Origin of the sequence: Gracilibacillus saliphilus (assembly GCF_010994085.1) — a bacterium.
GTDB classification, from domain to species: domain Bacteria; phylum Bacillota; class Bacilli; order Bacillales; family Amphibacillaceae; genus Gracilibacillus; species Gracilibacillus lacisalsi.
Genome location: NZ_WJEB01000006.1, coordinates 39,981 through 54,842, shown reverse-complemented (window position 1 = coordinate 54,842; position 14,862 = coordinate 39,981). Strand labels below are relative to the sequence as shown.

13 protein-coding genes are annotated in these 14,862 nt (G+C 37.4%); 10 read left to right on the top strand and 3 right to left on the bottom strand.

The genetic code is table 11. The annotated features are described in order from the left end of the window. Window positions 1–10 precede the first annotated feature (10 nt). The 9 genes from GHT08_RS08360 to pdaA all read left to right on the top strand — a co-directional run bounded on the left by GHT08_RS08360 (window position 11) and on the right by pdaA (window position 8,728). Window positions 11–685: an amino acid ABC transporter permease gene (locus GHT08_RS08360; RefSeq protein WP_163580977.1), complete on the top strand. Its 675-nt coding sequence runs from the start codon at window positions 11–13 to the stop codon at window positions 683–685. Between the two features lie 1,010 nt (window positions 686–1,695). Then, a complete protein-coding gene (locus GHT08_RS08350; RefSeq protein ID WP_163580975.1) occupies window positions 1,696–2,844 on the top strand; it encodes an NAD-dependent epimerase/dehydratase family protein in 1,149 nt (382 codons plus the stop codon). A 30-nt stretch (window positions 2,845–2,874) separates the two neighbouring features. Continuing rightward, a complete protein-coding gene (locus GHT08_RS08345) occupies window positions 2,875–4,017 on the top strand; it encodes a glycosyltransferase family 4 protein (protein ID WP_163580974.1) in 1,143 nt (380 codons plus the stop codon). Beyond that, entirely contained in the window at window positions 4,014–4,445 is a 432-nt protein-coding gene (locus GHT08_RS08340; protein ID WP_163580973.1) for a GtrA family protein, read from the top strand. The genes GHT08_RS08345 and GHT08_RS08340 overlap by 4 nt, the downstream gene beginning before the upstream one ends. A gap of 25 nt (window positions 4,446–4,470) precedes the next feature. Then, entirely contained in the window at window positions 4,471–4,863 is a 393-nt protein-coding gene (locus GHT08_RS08335; RefSeq protein ID WP_163580972.1) for an OsmC family protein, read from the top strand. Window positions 4,864–4,920: 57 nt separating this feature from the next. Beyond that, on the top strand, window positions 4,921–5,688 hold the full coding sequence (locus GHT08_RS08330) for a YfkD family protein (RefSeq protein ID WP_163580971.1): 768 nt from the start codon (window positions 4,921–4,923) through the stop codon (window positions 5,686–5,688). A gap of 710 nt (window positions 5,689–6,398) precedes the next feature. Next, complete coding sequence (locus tag GHT08_RS08325) at window positions 6,399–6,548, top strand: SE1561 family protein (RefSeq protein WP_018932552.1); 150 nt, start codon at window positions 6,399–6,401, stop codon at window positions 6,546–6,548. 24 nt (window positions 6,549–6,572) lie between these two features. Then, window positions 6,573–7,877, top strand: coding sequence for a Na+/H+ antiporter family protein (locus tag GHT08_RS08320; protein WP_163580970.1), 1,305 nt, complete (start codon window positions 6,573–6,575; stop codon window positions 7,875–7,877). A gap of 56 nt (window positions 7,878–7,933) precedes the next feature. Continuing rightward, window positions 7,934–8,728, top strand: coding sequence for a delta-lactam-biosynthetic de-N-acetylase (gene pdaA / locus GHT08_RS08315; RefSeq protein WP_163580969.1), 795 nt, complete (start codon window positions 7,934–7,936; stop codon window positions 8,726–8,728). Between the two features lie 102 nt (window positions 8,729–8,830). On the opposite strand, the gene GHT08_RS08310 is transcribed toward pdaA, so the two are convergent. Together GHT08_RS08310 and GHT08_RS08305 are read right to left on the bottom strand one after the other, a co-directional pair. Beyond that, entirely contained in the window at window positions 8,831–10,927 is a 2,097-nt protein-coding gene (locus GHT08_RS08310) for an RNA degradosome polyphosphate kinase (protein ID WP_163580968.1), read from the bottom strand. 96 nt (window positions 10,928–11,023) lie between these two features. Continuing rightward, complete coding sequence (locus GHT08_RS08305; protein ID WP_163580967.1) at window positions 11,024–12,547, bottom strand: Ppx/GppA family phosphatase; 1,524 nt, start codon at window positions 12,545–12,547, stop codon at window positions 11,024–11,026. 85 nt (window positions 12,548–12,632) lie between these two features. Between GHT08_RS08305 and GHT08_RS08300 the strand changes: the two genes are divergently transcribed. Continuing rightward, the gene (locus GHT08_RS08300) at window positions 12,633–13,505 is read left to right on the top strand and encodes a DNA-3-methyladenine glycosylase family protein (RefSeq protein WP_163580966.1); all 873 of its coding nucleotides are present in this window, start codon (window positions 12,633–12,635) and stop codon (window positions 13,503–13,505) included. Here the strand turns inward: GHT08_RS08300 and GHT08_RS08295 are convergent. After that, on the bottom strand, window positions 13,502–14,848 hold the full coding sequence (locus GHT08_RS08295) for a tetratricopeptide repeat protein (protein WP_163580965.1): 1,347 nt from the start codon (window positions 14,846–14,848) through the stop codon (window positions 13,502–13,504). The two genes, GHT08_RS08300 and GHT08_RS08295, sit on opposite strands and share 4 nt — an antisense overlap. Window positions 14,849–14,862: the final 14 nt, after the last annotated feature.

Below are 14,862 nucleotides of genomic sequence, written 5' to 3'. Positions count from 1 at the left end.
GTGTGATATCATGGGTGATTTTTTTGATGTGAAATTAGCGATAGAGAATTTACCACTGATTTTAAGTGGCTTACCGATGACATTGGTTGTATCGTTTGCAAGTATGGGATTAGGGCTCGTGTTAGGATTATTTATATCTTTGGGACGAAGCTCAGATTTGGTACTTTTACGTTATCCTGCCAGAGTGTATATATCGTTCATGCGCGGGACACCAATTTTAGTTTTTTTATTTATTTTATATTATGGCTTACCAATGATAGACATCAAAATGCCAGCAATCATGGCCGCAATTTTAGGTTTTGGTTTGAACAGTGCCGCCTACATTGCAGAAGTTATTCGGTCATCTATTAATAGTGTGCCCAAAGGCCAATGGGAATCTGCTAAGGCGTTAGGTTTTGGCTATTGGCAATCACTAATGAAAATTATCTTGCCTCAAAGTACAAGAATTGCGTTACCACCATTGACAAATGTCTTTTTAGATTTAGTTAAGGCAACATCTTTAGCGGCAGTCATCACCGTGCCAGAGCTTTTCCAAAAGGCGCAAATTGCCGGTGGTCGCACCTTCGATTCATTGACCATGTATGTGTTAGTCGCACTTATTTATTGGCCGGTTTGTATCCTAATATCGGTTTTTCAAGAACGGTTAGAAAACAAATTCAGCAAATTTATGAAGTCAAATCCGTAGAGAAACTAATTCTCTACGGATTTTTTCTGGAAAGGTAAGAAAGTATATAAACATTGGTATCACAACTTTTATAAGCAAGTATGATAGGAAAAGGTGATTCATCACGTATATTTTAAGAAGCAAGAATAGCTATACATATGGAGTTGCCATTTTGAAAGCTAGCTTGTGCAAGGCAACCGCTCCGGCTGCCCGCTTCCCTTTCCGTGGGGTTATACCTTCAGCTAACTTTTCCAAGCAAAAACCGCTTGAAAAAGTGGATCTTCAGGTAAAACAGTTCCCACAGGAGTTGAAGCGGGCGGCCTCCGCTATAAAGCAGCTCTACAACGTATGTGACAGCTAACTTTTTTAGGTTTTATACACTGTGAAATAAAAGACGTAATGTCGTACGTTAAAACAATGTAGAACGTTATTCAGCGTAGGCGTCCACTGTGACTCCTGTGGGATCAGCGTGATCTTCTTTACCAAAGTTAGCTGAAGACACGCTCTACGGATAGCGAAGTGAGCAAACCGCAGCGGTTGTTACGTTTATTATTCATGTCAAAATAACTACTTTGGGCTTTCCCAGTTTTTCTTGTAAGATTAAGAAAGTATAAATTTTGCGCAGATGTCTAGCTCCGAGCGCCCAGAAACTAGGCGACTTCACGAATTGCCCTACGATAAGTCATCATCGGTTCGTAAACTCACCGTGCTTCCTTTATCTCAGTTAATTCGTTCCAGTCGCTACGTTTCTAAGCGGGCGCTCTGCGCTTTTCTTAGAATTGACCATGAAATATATATTCAGTGAACACTTCGGTAATTGAACAATGCAATATATGTCTTCGAGAGCCACGCCTACGAGGACTGACTTTAGCTAGAAATGAAAGAGATGCTAAGTTATCTTCTTATAACGTAAAAATAGTAAAAATCATGTAAAAATTCTGAATAACCTTCAACATTATTTAAAGACAATGTTAATATGAATATTATAGGATTTTTATTTTAAATGTTATAGAAGAGAAGGTGGGAGAAGAATGAAGATTATTGTGGCAGGAGGAGATGGCTTCTGTGGATGGCCAACTGCTCTCTATTTATCCAAACAAGGACATGAAGTTTCTATTATTGATAACTATGTAAGAAGAAAAATCGACAATGAGCTGCACTCTAATTCATTAACACCTATTGCTTCATTAGAAGAGCGAGTAGCAAAGTGGAAAGAATTAACTGGTAAACAAATTAATTTATATGAAGGTGATTTAACACATTACGACTTTTTAAAAGAAGTGTTAAAACAAGAACTACCAGATGCATTTGTTCATTTTGCTGAACAACGCTCTGCTCCCTATTCGATGATTGACAGGGAACATGCGGTCTACACGCAGGAAAATAATGTGACGGGGACATTAAATGTACTGTTTGGTATAAAAGAAATCGTCCCGGATTGTCATTTAATCAAATTAGGTACACTAGGGGAATATGGAACACCAAATATTCCAATTGAGGAAGGTTACCTTGAAATAGAACATAAAGGTAGAAAGGATACCCTACCATTTCCGAAACAGCCAGGTTCTTTCTATCATTTATCTAAAGTTCATGATAGTCATAATGTTATGTTTGCTTGTAAAATCTGGGGTATTCGAGCAACTGATTTGAATCAAGGTATTGTGTACGGGTTAGAAACGGACGAAACGAAATTAGATCCAGTTCTTACTAACCGTTTAGATTATGACGGTGTATTCGGTACTGCTTTAAATCGCTTCATTATTCAGGCAACTGTTGGACAAGATTTAACAGTGTATGGAAAAGGCGGGCAAACGAGAGGATTTCTAAACATTAAGGATACCGTTCGCTGTATTGAGATAGCAGCGGAAAATCCGGCAGACCATGGTGAATTCCGTGTATTCAATCAATTTACTGAACAGTTCTCGGTAGGAGATCTAGCAGAAAAAGTACAAAAAGTTGCTCAAGAAGAAGGTTTTGATACAAACATAGCACATTTAGAAAACCCACGTGTTGAGTTAGAAGAACATTTTTTTGAAGCAGCTAATACAAAATTAAAAGATCTTGGATTAGAACCTTATCTTCTTGACGAAAATGTAATAAGAGAAATTCTACGAACGGTAATAACATATAAAGATCGAGTTATAGAAAATAATATCTTACCACAAGTGAAATGGAAATAATTGAACTAGAAGAATAAGGGTGATCTAGCAATGCACATACTCATCATCACGGAAACATTTCTACCCTCTACAGATGGTGTGGTAACAAGGTTAACAAACAGTATTCGCTATTTCTTAAAAAACGGACATCAGGTGACAGTAATTGCGCCGGATTTAGGTTTAAATGAATTCGAAGGGGCAAAAGTAATCGGGTTAACAGCTCGTAAATTGCCGTTTTATCGCTCGAAAGCTTTTGCCTTACCTAGCCAACGCGTGAAAAAGCTAATCATGCAATGTGATCCAGATGTTGTTCACGTAGTCAATCCGGCGCTACTTGGCGCCACAGGTGTTCACTTTGCCAAAAAACTTGGCTATCCGTTAATAGCGTCATATCACACACAGGTCCCCAAGTATGCTGAGTATTATCATTTATCGATATTTAAAGGGATTCTCTGGTGGTATTTTCGCAAATTACATAATAAGGCTTCGATTAACCTCTGTACATCAAATGTCGTAAAACAAGAATTAGACCAACAGCAGTTCCATAATGTACATGTATGGAAACGAGGTGTAGATACGAACCTTTTTCATCCAGATAAGTCGGACTCAGATATGCGAACTCGATTAACAAATGGAATCGATGATAAAAAGCTATTATTATATGTTGGCAGACTTGCGCCAGAAAAAGAAATAGAAAAGATCCGAACAGTTTTAGAACAATCCGACCAATTCGTATTAGCGATTGTAGGTGATGGACCTCACCGAGCAGAATTGGAACAACATTTTCAAGGGACAAATACGGTATTTACCGGATTTATGCATGGGGAAGAGTTGGCGCAAGCCTATGCTTCTAGTGATGTGTTTGTATTTCCCTCTACAACCGAAACATTAGGTTTAGTACTAATGGAAGCAATGGCATCAGGTTTACCAATTGTTGCGGCTGACAGCGGACCAACACGTGAACAAATCGAACATGAAAAACACGGCTTATTATATAACTCTGAACGACTAGAAGGCTTTAAAGACACTGTATTACGATTAGAAGATGAAGCATTGCGTAATAAACTTGCGGAAAAAGCTTGGCAGGACATTCATGAAATGGGATGGGATGATCAGTCCAAACAAGCGTTAGCTTTTTATCAGCAAGTGATTGATTCACACCATATAGACTTCGATAAGAAGGAATGTTCATGAAACGAAAAAGTGGTCACTTTCAATTTTTTCAATTTAGTATTATTGGCGTCAGTAACGCACTGATTGATATTGGTGTGCTTAACTTACTGTTATTGCTATTCCATACTGAAAAGTCTGCTATGCTTCTTTTATACAATAGTATCTCCTATTGCCTGGCAATTTTAAATAGTTACATCTGGAATGCTTCCATTACCTTTAATCGCACTTCTAAAGGTAGTTCTTATCAACGTATTGCTTTTTTTGTCCAAGCTTTGATTAGTTTAGGAATTAGTAACCTCGTTTTCTTGGGGGCTAATTCCTTATTTGCTATACTAGAAATACCAAATTGGTGGCGATATAATCTTTCCAAAGCCTTAGCTATGGGGTTATCCTCTTTCGCAAGTTTTTTCATGATCAAGTTTATGGTATTTAAAGATTACAAAAAATGAATACTACACTAAAGGAGGAATTGAGATGGACTTTAATTTATCAGAAGGTGGCGTTCGGACCATTTTACCATTCGGAGAATTAGACATATCAGGAAATGAAGAATTGGGCTACCGCCCATTCCAATTAATGGTCGCTTCTATTGCAGGGTGCAGTGCTTCGGTATTTCGCAAAGTACTGGATAAAAAAAGAATTACGATTGATGATTTAAAGATATCAGCAGAGACCGAAAGATCACCAGATGAAGCAAACAAGATTACATCAATTCATCTTCGGTTTGTTGTAAAAGGTGTGGGTCTGAAAAAAGATCAAATCGAAAAAAGTTTAGAAATTGCACGAAAGAATTGTTCGATGATTCGAACGATTGAAGATAGTGTGAAAATTACAGAAACTCTTGAAATCGTGAATTTAAGTAATTAGTACGCATAGTTTTCGTTTCTTTTGTAACACTAAGGAAAAAAGGAGCGAAAACAAATAATGGAGAAACTCGGTCTTTCTGTCATTTTATGTTTAATGATGCTAACTATCCCGCTAATTGCAGAGTCCAAAGAGGACAAGCAAGAAGATCTCAAATCAATCGAAAATGAAAACACCTATAAACAAATGTCGGAAGAAGATACGTCGATTGAACCGAGTAAATTAGTAAAGGAACTCTTAGAGGATGTAAATGTGGAGGTAGATAATCCACTGTTAATCAAATCGTTGAATGAATCGACCATTAACCCGTCACCAATTGCTTTTGGCTATCGTGCCAATGTATATCTCGGACATTGGCCCTTATCGTATCAGTCAGAATCCTCTGAGATCAATTGGGACTTTCAAACGGTTAATACGAATGAAGTAAATAATGTCAATGGTGAGAAGAATGAGGAGATTTTTTATTATCAAATAGAGGAAAAACACGTGGAAGGTGCACTGACAGCAAAAGTGGACCAAACTGATCAGATTAAACAAATGATTTTACAAAAAGCAAGAGATCAACATGACCTTCCTCTAACCTTTCATGCGGTGGTTGGAAAAGAAACAAAGCTTAGTAAGACATATACTGTTCCAACTTCAAAAATCGGGATTTTAAAAGCCAACATGCCGGTGGTAAAAGATGAAGGAAAAGTCATACTCGGTGAAGTATACCTAGAATTAAAAGGCTCAAAAAAGAATCTCGTCATTAAAAATGTTACTAAACAGGAAATAGGGGCGTATATTCCGATTGCAAATCATCTCACTTTTACATTTGAGACGAAATAACGTATGATGCATGCATTTCTCATAATAAAAAGAGGGATGCATGCATTTCTATTTGTAATAAAGTAAAAAATATATATCCCTAGCCATTATCGTAAAATGTGCACTAACTTTGATGTGGTAATTTTGAAATGCTGATTTAGTAAATACCACCACTCCGGCTGCCCACTTCCCTTTCCGTGGGGTTTTCCCTTCAGCTAACTTTTTCGAGCAAAAACCGCTCGAAAAAGTGGATCTTCAGGGAAAACGGTCCCACAGGAGTTGAAGTGGGCGGCCTCCGTTAGATATTCACTCTATAACTTCAGTATCAAGTAACATGCGGGCTTTTTATTTATATCAATCATTATTGCATTGTTAAATAAGACAAAAAAACATCATGCTAACTGTAAAAAGCGCTGTAGAACAAATCTAAATCGGAGGAAAAATGTGGAGACTCCTACTGGAATAGCATTAGCTGAAGCCATGCCAGTGGAAAGCGAAACATTTATCTGGAGCTTCTCCTAGCAGTCACAAACTTTCAGAATGATTGCTCGGACTAACAGATAGTACCTTATGTGTACTACTTAGGATTTAGACTACTTAGGGAGAGGAAGTATAAAATTCGGGTGTTTGTCTAGCTCCGAGCGCCCTACGCTTTTCTTATTAGGAAAGTGCTAGACATGTTTGTTTTTTTCAATTAGGATGAGTAGGGGAAGTTGGAAAGGGGTGTTGTTGTGAGCAACGGAGAGAAAATAAAAGAGCTTCGCATGCAGCTCGAGCAGTTTATGGAACGTTTAGATCATTTGGATCCGGAACAGACGTCAATTGAAGATGTTGATCAGCTCATTCAGATGATCGAGAAAATAGAAAAAGATCTTGGTTAAAGAAAAGAGGGAGAGGGGAACAGTATGGAATGGATAGTTGTCGTTTCAGTTATTGTCATGCTTGCCCTAAGTTTGTTAAGAGTTCATGTTATTTTTGCGATTATTATTGCTGCGATAGTAGCTGGGCTGATGGCAGGTATGAATATTCAGGATACGGTTGACATGTTAATCAAAGGTATGGGTGAACAGGCGGAAACGGCATTAAGTTATATTTTGCTAGGTGTATTCGCGACTATGATCAGTTATACCGGGATAACTTCCATATTAGTACAATCGTTAATTAAAGTACTTACAGGTAAGAAAACCATGCTTGTGTTAGTTCTCGCAGGAATTGCATCATTTTCTCAAAATATTGTACCGGTACATATCGCATTTATTCCGATTTTAATACCACCTTTATTGAAATTGTTTGATCAAATGAAATTGGACAGACGTGCAGTGGCAACTGCTTTAACATTCGGTCTTAAAGCACCTTACCTTATGATTCCGGTAGGTTTTGGGCTTGTTTTCCATCAAACTCTACAAAAAGGAATGAGCAGTAATGGTGTAGATATTACGATTAAGGAAAGTGCCCTATCTATGTTATTACCTGGTATTGGTATGGCTATTGGTTTATTGATCGCTGTCTTTATTACCTATCGCAAGCCTCGCGAACCAAAGAAATGGTTAGCATTTGAAAGTGTAACAAGTGATATTCAAGAAAAAGTAACATTTAATTATAAACACGCTTTAACACTAGTTGCGATATTTGCGGCATTAATTGCACAAATTATCACCGAAAGCCTTGTGATTGGCGCATTGACAGGTATTATTGTAATGGTGTTACTATTTGCTGTACCATTACGTGAGGGTGATACATTTGTACAGCAAGGAGTCAGTATGATGGGGACTATTGCGTTTGTTATGCTTGTTTCAGCAGGATTTGGAGAGACTCTCAAAAATACTGGTGCAGTTGACGCGTTGGTAACATCTTCCTCTGATATGTTAGCCAGTAATCAAGCCATTATCGCCTTTATTTTATTGTTAGTTGGATTAGTCATTACATTAGGAATAGGTTCTTCCTTTGGTACGATACCGATTATCGCAGCACTCTATGTTCCGATTTGTATGGCAGCAGGATTCTCGCCAATGGCTATAGCCGTATTGATTGGTACTGCCGGTGCACTAGGGGATGCTGGTAGCCCTGCCAGTGATAGTACATTAGGTCCGACATCCGGATTGAGTGCTGATGGGAAACACCACCACATCTGGGATACATGTGTACCAACCTTTTTACACTTTAATATTCCATTGTTTTTATTTGGATGGATTGCCAGCATTATTTTATAAAATCATAGGATATGACCACCATTTTTACTTAAACTAAAAATAAAAAAGGTGATCATATGAAGAAAATAGTTGTAATGGTGATGTTATTCTTGCTGGTTATCCCTATGGAGGCTGGAGCAGTCAGCTATGGTTGGGGATATAAAAAAGGTACGAATCAACAACCACCGGACGTAGGGTTGTACAAGCAAATATTAGAAAAGCATCAAAGCTATTACATGGATCCATCTGGTGACAAACATGTTTATTTAACATTTGATAATGGTTATGAAGCTGGTTTCACCGAGCAAATTTTAGATGTATTGAAAGAAAAAGAAGTACCAGCAACCTTTTTCTTAACTGGTCATTATGTCAATGATCAACCGGAATTAGTTCGCCGTATGTTGGCGGATGGTCATATCGTTGGAAATCACTCTGACGGTCATCTCGATTTTACCGAGATATCAAAAGAAAGGTTTGCGAAAGATGTCACCGACTTAACAAATAAAATTAAGAAATTAGATGATTCAGCAGTAGTTCAATATATCCGCCCTCCTAGTGGGACTTTTAATGAAGATTCTCTTAGCTGGGCAAATGAACTAGGATATACCCATATTTTTTGGTCATTAGCATTTGTAGATTGGAATAAAGGATCAGAAAAAGGCTGGAAACATGCTTATGAACAAGTGATGAATCAGATTCACCCTGGTGCAATCATCTTAATGCATACTGTTTCAAAGGATAATGCTGATGCATTGGAACATTTGATTGAAGATTTAAGTGAACAAGGCTATCAATTCAAAAGCTTAGACGATCTCATGTTAAAACAGATGCTTCCTGAGGAACTAATCGGATTCACTAAAAGTGCCCGATAAAGAGGAAAAAGTGCCCGATAACCGTTCAAAAGTGCCCGATAACAATCAAAAAGTGCCCGATTAAAACGAAACCCCGTTTGATTTATGCAAACGGGGTTTCGTTTATTCCTCATCTTCTAATACATTATAGGCCATATCGAATAACATTAGTTGGCTATCCAGTAAAGTACCACTTGTTTGATATCTAACACGTGAATAGCTGCCATCTTGTGCCTGGACTCTTGTTTTGGCAGTGTCCTTAAGTGTAATGTCAAGAATGGAAAGAATTCTTGATTTGATTCTCCCTTCAAAAATCGGGAACATTAATTCTACACGCTTGACCATGTTCCTTGTCATTAAATCAGCAGAAGATAAGAAGATTTTCTCTTCTCCATTATGATGGAAATAGTAAATACGACTATGTTCTAAAAACCTGCCGACAACACTTTGGACCTCGATATTATCACTGACACCAGAGATTCCCGGACGTAAACAGCAAATTCCTCGTATGATCAGATTGATTTTTATTCCAGCCTGAGACGCTTGATAAAATTTTTGAATCAATGGTTTATCCGTTAATGAATTCATCTTCACAATAATCCGACCATTTCCATGACGTTTATGAAATTCAATTTCCTTGTCAATGTAATTCATGATGTCGCTGCGGATATTAAAAGGTGACATCGATAGATGATGGTAAGTCGGTTTTTCAGTATAACCACTTAAATAATTGAAAAAATTAGTCGCATCTACACCGAATTTCCGTTTAGTCGTGAGATAGGACATATCAGTATAAAACTTTGCTGTTTGGTCGTTGTAATTACCTGTTCCTAGATGAACGACGCGTTCAATTCCTCGTGCCGTCTTACGGACAATAAGTGTGATTTTGCTGTGTGTTTTTAATGAAATCATACCATAAATAACATGACAGCCTGCTTTTTCTAATTCCTTTGCCCACTGGACATTATTCTCTTCATCAAATCGTGCCTTTAATTCGACTAGAACGGTAACTTGTTTACCGTTTTCTGCCGCTCGCTTTAATCCTGCTATGATCGGGGAACCACCACTGACACGATACAATGTTTGCTTAATCGCTAATACTTCTGGGTCATCCGTGGCATCACGAATTAAGTCTACGACTGGTTCAAACGATTCATATGGATGATGTAAAAATAAATCCCTTTTTTTCACTGCCTCAAGGACATCTTCATCCTCATGAATATCCTGAGCAGGTTGAGGGATTAATGTTTCGTATATTAAATGCTCGTATTCTTTTTTTACATGACCATAGAAATCCTGTAAAAACGTCAGATCGAGCGGTCCATTGATAATGTATAAATCTTTTTTATGAATTTCAAGCACATGGAGTAGAAATTCAACCATATCGGGGTTATTTTCGCGTGCATCTACCTCAAGGCGGACAGCAGCTCCCCATTTTCTTTTCTTTAACTCTTTCTCAATTTCTTTCAAAAGGTCACGTGCACCCTCTTCATGAATGGTCATATCAGCATTTCGAGTGATACGAAAGGTGGTGGTAGACAGCACATGGTAACCAGTAAAAAATTTATGGATGAAATAACGAATCAAATCTTCCAACAATATATACTGTTGATTATCCCCAATTGCAATGAATCGATCTAGTAAAGCGGGAACTTGTACAATCGCTGTTTTTACTTGCTGATGTTCCAAATCGTAGACATCTTCAAGTTGTACGGCGAGATTTATTGATTTATTTAATAGCATCGGGAAAGCTCGATATGCATCAATCGCCATTGGAGTTAGTACTGGGAATATTTCTTCTTCAAAGTAATTCTCCAATTTATTGATTTCTTGGGGGGGTAAGTCCTCCATATCTACAATGTAAATCTGTTCCTTCTTTAGCTGTGGTAATAGCTCTTTATATAAATCATATTGTTGTTCAACAAGTTCATGGTTAAAGCTAGAAATTCTCGATAATTGTTGTTTCGGCGTTAATCCAGATTTATTATCTGGCCGGTTGAACCCAGCTTTCACTTGGTCTTTTAAACCTGCAACTCGTACCATGAAAAATTCATCTAAATTAGAAGAAAAGATGGAAAGGAAACGTAACCTCTCTAATAAAGGATTCGTTTCATCATCGGCCTCTTCAAGTACTCGTTTATTAAAGGAGAGCCAACTTAACTCACGATTGTTGTAATAAGCTGGTAGTTCTAAATTCCTTTCTTGTTTGACAGTTGACATCAATCATCATCCTTTTTCGACAATCTCTACCATTATCATAACGTTTCACAACCATTATTTTGTTAATGAAATGTAAATTTTTTGTAAATTCATCTTTTACAATACAAATTTCAACTCAACATCTTTTTTAATCGCCTTCTCGACATGTTTCTTTTGTTTCTCAGATTGATACTCTTCGGGCTTGGCATCACCATCACAATGTAATGTTATCGTCAAGGTATCATTATCGTTGTCACAAGTTATTTGTTTAACTACCTGACGCCTGGTGGCATCTAAACAATAACTAAATTTTAATAGTGCCCCTAAATGACGCAGCTTTTTTCGTTCTTCCTTTAGAAACCATTTTTTATAAGGTTTGATAAATTGTTTAAATACCGTTTTGTTTTTGTAGGAAGCAATTAATGCCAGTTGTAGGCGGTCCTTGTGCATTAACCCATCGATAGTTCGATTAGCTAGTAAGTAAAAGGTGTGCTGTGCGCTTGATTCGGCATCGATATATTCACCGAGATGGCATAAATAACTTGCTTTTTTTAATAATGTCCAATCTTTATTCGTTAAATGCAGAAGACCATTATCTTTTAAATAATCAAAAAGGATACGTGTAAGATATTGAACATGCAAAATTTGTTTTGGATCTAGGTCAAAATCATTGATCAGCTCTTGAATACTATCCTCTAACACATTAGGAAAAAGGATAGATCCCATCTCCTTTGATAGTTGCTCATAGAAGACACCATCACGAAGACCTTTTCGACTTAAAATAAAACAGTCTGCCTGAATCATTTTATATAAATTGTGGAACACTTCAATAGCAGGTATAATAATGTCTGCCCGGTCTTTTGATAATCCTTCAACTTTTGGTAACTTATCCGGCTTAAGCGATGTTAAATAGTTACTAACCTGGATAATGTCCGTATCATACATTTTATATTGATGGAGACCAGCCAGCGGGTATTCTTTCAAGTTTTGATCAATTTGCACTAGGTTCCGGGCACTTCCCCCGATCGCTATTAGCGGGACCTCGCGATTACGTAACCAAGGTAATGTGGCAAATTGTTCTGTTAAATAATTTCGCAATGCTTGCAATTCATGGTTAGTAGGGATTTCTTTAGCAAAGAATTCTTTTAAGGTTAAAGCTCCGAAAGGAAAACTATGTGACTCAATTAATTCTCGATTTTCAAAATAGGTAACCTCTGTACTGCCACCACCAATATCAACGGTGATGCCTGTTTCGATAGAGGTGGAATTGACAACTGCCAAATAGCCGTAATAGGCTTCCTCTTCTTCTGATAAGATCCTGATTGTCAGGCTTGTTTGTTTTTCTACTTGGATCAAAATTTCCTCTTGATTCTCTGCCTGTCTGATCGTCGCAGTCGCGACACAAACGACCTCCTGCAATTCATATGTTGCTAATACATCTTGAAAGCTCTGAAGTGTTGCAATTAATCGTTGGATACCAGCCGAATTCAACGTATTATCTGATTCTAAAAATGTACGTAGTCTGGCAACTGCTTTGACGTTTTCTACTTCTTTTAATCTGCCGCCTTTTTCTCTTAAATAGATTACTAGTCGCATTGTGTTAGAACCTATGTCGATGATGGCGTAATATTGTTTTTGCATGTTATCACCCTATTATTGTTGTGAATTTTTCTATATTGTACCATAATAGAGTGAAAACTCTGAAATATTGGAAGGAGTTATGCTAGTGTGGCAAGATAAAATAGAACTTGCAATGCCTTATGATTTCGATTATTTACTATTTCGGTTAGAAATGGATAAATTGAATTATGTCGATTTCAAGAAGCGATCCGTGTTAGTACCATTAAGAATTGGTCAGGAAAAACATGTCGTAACCGTGACAGCAACTGGTACAACAGCAAATCCCAGTTTTTTAATAGAAGGACAAGACAAAGCACGAAAGAAAGAGCTACTTGTCCAAATAGCTGATATATTTGCTTGGGATCAGGATTTGCGAGTGATTCAGCAGTTTTTCGCCGAAACAGATTTAGCGGGCTTGTTTGAAGCCTATCCAGCAACACCATTGATTCGAGAATTTGATCCGTTTAGTAATTTGGTTAAAACGATTATTCATCAGCAACTAAATATGGCGTTTGCCCAAACGTTAACCGCAAGATTTGTGACAACCTATGGCGAGCAAGTTGACGGTGTTTGGTTTTATCCGACAGCTGATAAGGTAGCAACCATTCCTTATCAGGAACTGCAAGATATGCAATTTAGTAGGCGAAAAGCAGAATATGTTATTGATACCGCGAAGAAAATTGTTGCAAAAGAGCTCAATCTAACTTCATTTTATGACAAAAGTGATCAAGAAGTGATGCAACAATTAACTAAAATTCGCGGAATTGGCGCATGGACCGTCCAAAATTGGCTGATGTTCTCACTGGGTAGACAAGACCTTTTTCCATCGAGTGATATCGGCATTCAAAACGCATTAAAACTTCATTTTGGCCTGGAAACTAAACCAACTGCAGCCAAACTTGACGAATGGAATCAAGCATGGAAACCTTACCGATCTTATGCGGCCATGACGTTATGGCGCAGTATTGAAGAAGGTTAAGAAGGTATGTTGACCATTAATTGTTTATATGTGTTTGCTTGTTCCTTATCTCCCTTTGCTAAATAGCTTTTGTAAAGGTATTGAATCGGAGCAGGATCTTTGGGCGCTAATTCCATTTCCCATTCAAAACAAGCAATTGCTTGGTCATACTGTTCGAGATCAAAGTAGATTTCACCTAAGGCAAATTGCTGGTCTGGATTATCTGTTAATTTTTCCATTTTCCTTAACTTCTGTATGATTGGTAGCTCTGTATCTTGTAGTGATGTGATGATTTCGTTTAAAGGGAGATGCTGCAATAACTTTTTGATCGTTAAATGGAGAACTCTTTCCAGCTGTGCAGTATCCTCTTTGTATAAGGTCAGTAAAGTTTCTAATAAGGGCTGATAATCCTTTGCTAATTGCTCGGTAGAAACAGCGTCAAGTGCCTTCTCGAACAGTTTTCGATCTTCAATTGCTTCGTCATGGTGAACATAGTACCGTAATATGGCTTGATAACCATCCAGCTTTACGAGCTTTTCAATGATTTCTTTTGGTTCAGGATATTCAACTAATAGTTGTTCCCATAAGCTAATTTGCTCTTGTTTAGCAAGCTGTTCTTGGGCTAACTCATCGATTTTTTCTATAGCCTTTAAGGATGAACAATTCGTGTATAGGAGGCAAAGTTGATCAAATTTTCGATTATCTATATGATATTGTTGGATCATAGAATTTATGACAGTGTTAGGGAAATTTTGCTCGAAATAAACAGATTCTAAATAGAGAGGGTCTGACCATTCGATTGAAAGTTGATCAATGTTTTGGTATTGGTCTTTATATTTTTGGAAGTCAAAATGATGTAGCATATCTTTGGCAAACGTGTCGTGTGGACGTACTTGCCCATAGTTGACAAGAATTCGGAATGCTTTCTTTAGCTGACCGTTTCTTCGGTAGTTGTAAAATGTCTTCTTGCAAAGGGCCTGGATCTTCTTTTCATTGACATAGTTATCGAACATCGCCAGTACATAGAGCATTTCTATTTCGTTATATTTGTTAGTTAGTTTTTGTACCATTTGATTATTGGAAGTAAGGCGATATGCATGGTCTTCATTAAGCAGTGCTTTAGTTAATGGATGATCAGCAGAAAATGTATGGCCGTGTTGGAGAGCATTTTTTAGAAAGGATTGCAATCGTATAGAAGTCGTTTTTTTTGCGTTAATATAGCGGTCTTTGTAAAAAAATAAATAATAAGATTGATTTTTTTGACCGGTAGCTTCTACAATTTTTGCTTGTTTATATATGGTCAATTGTACTACATCAAAACGCATTGTCTTTTTATTATGCATTAGCTCGATGGTTGTCATCAATGAAACAACTCCTT

What these genes read in the sequence shown, in the direction of transcription:
- GHT08_RS08340 (WP_163580973.1), top strand. Translation starts at nt 4,014, where the DNA reads ATGAAACGAAAAAGTGGTCACTTTCAATTTTTTCAATTTAGTATTATT.
- GHT08_RS08350 (WP_163580975.1), top strand. Translation starts at nt 1,696, where the DNA reads ATGAAGATTATTGTGGCAGGAGGAGATGGCTTCTGTGGATGGCCAACT.
- GHT08_RS08345 (WP_163580974.1), top strand. Translation starts at nt 2,875, where the DNA reads ATGCACATACTCATCATCACGGAAACATTTCTACCCTCTACAGATGGT.
- pdaA (WP_163580969.1), top strand. Translation starts at nt 7,934, where the DNA reads ATGAAGAAAATAGTTGTAATGGTGATGTTATTCTTGCTGGTTATCCCT.
- GHT08_RS08335 (WP_163580972.1), top strand. Translation starts at nt 4,471, where the DNA reads ATGGACTTTAATTTATCAGAAGGTGGCGTTCGGACCATTTTACCATTC.
- GHT08_RS08320 (WP_163580970.1), top strand. Translation starts at nt 6,573, where the DNA reads ATGGAATGGATAGTTGTCGTTTCAGTTATTGTCATGCTTGCCCTAAGT.
- GHT08_RS08305 (WP_163580967.1), bottom strand. Translation starts at nt 12,547, where the DNA reads ATGCAAAAACAATATTACGCCATCATCGACATAGGTTCTAACACAATG.
- GHT08_RS08330 (WP_163580971.1), top strand. Translation starts at nt 4,921, where the DNA reads ATGGAGAAACTCGGTCTTTCTGTCATTTTATGTTTAATGATGCTAACT.
- GHT08_RS08360 (WP_163580977.1), top strand. Translation starts at nt 11, where the DNA reads ATGGGTGATTTTTTTGATGTGAAATTAGCGATAGAGAATTTACCACTG.
- GHT08_RS08310 (WP_163580968.1), bottom strand. Translation starts at nt 10,927, where the DNA reads ATGTCAACTGTCAAACAAGAAAGGAATTTAGAACTACCAGCTTATTAC.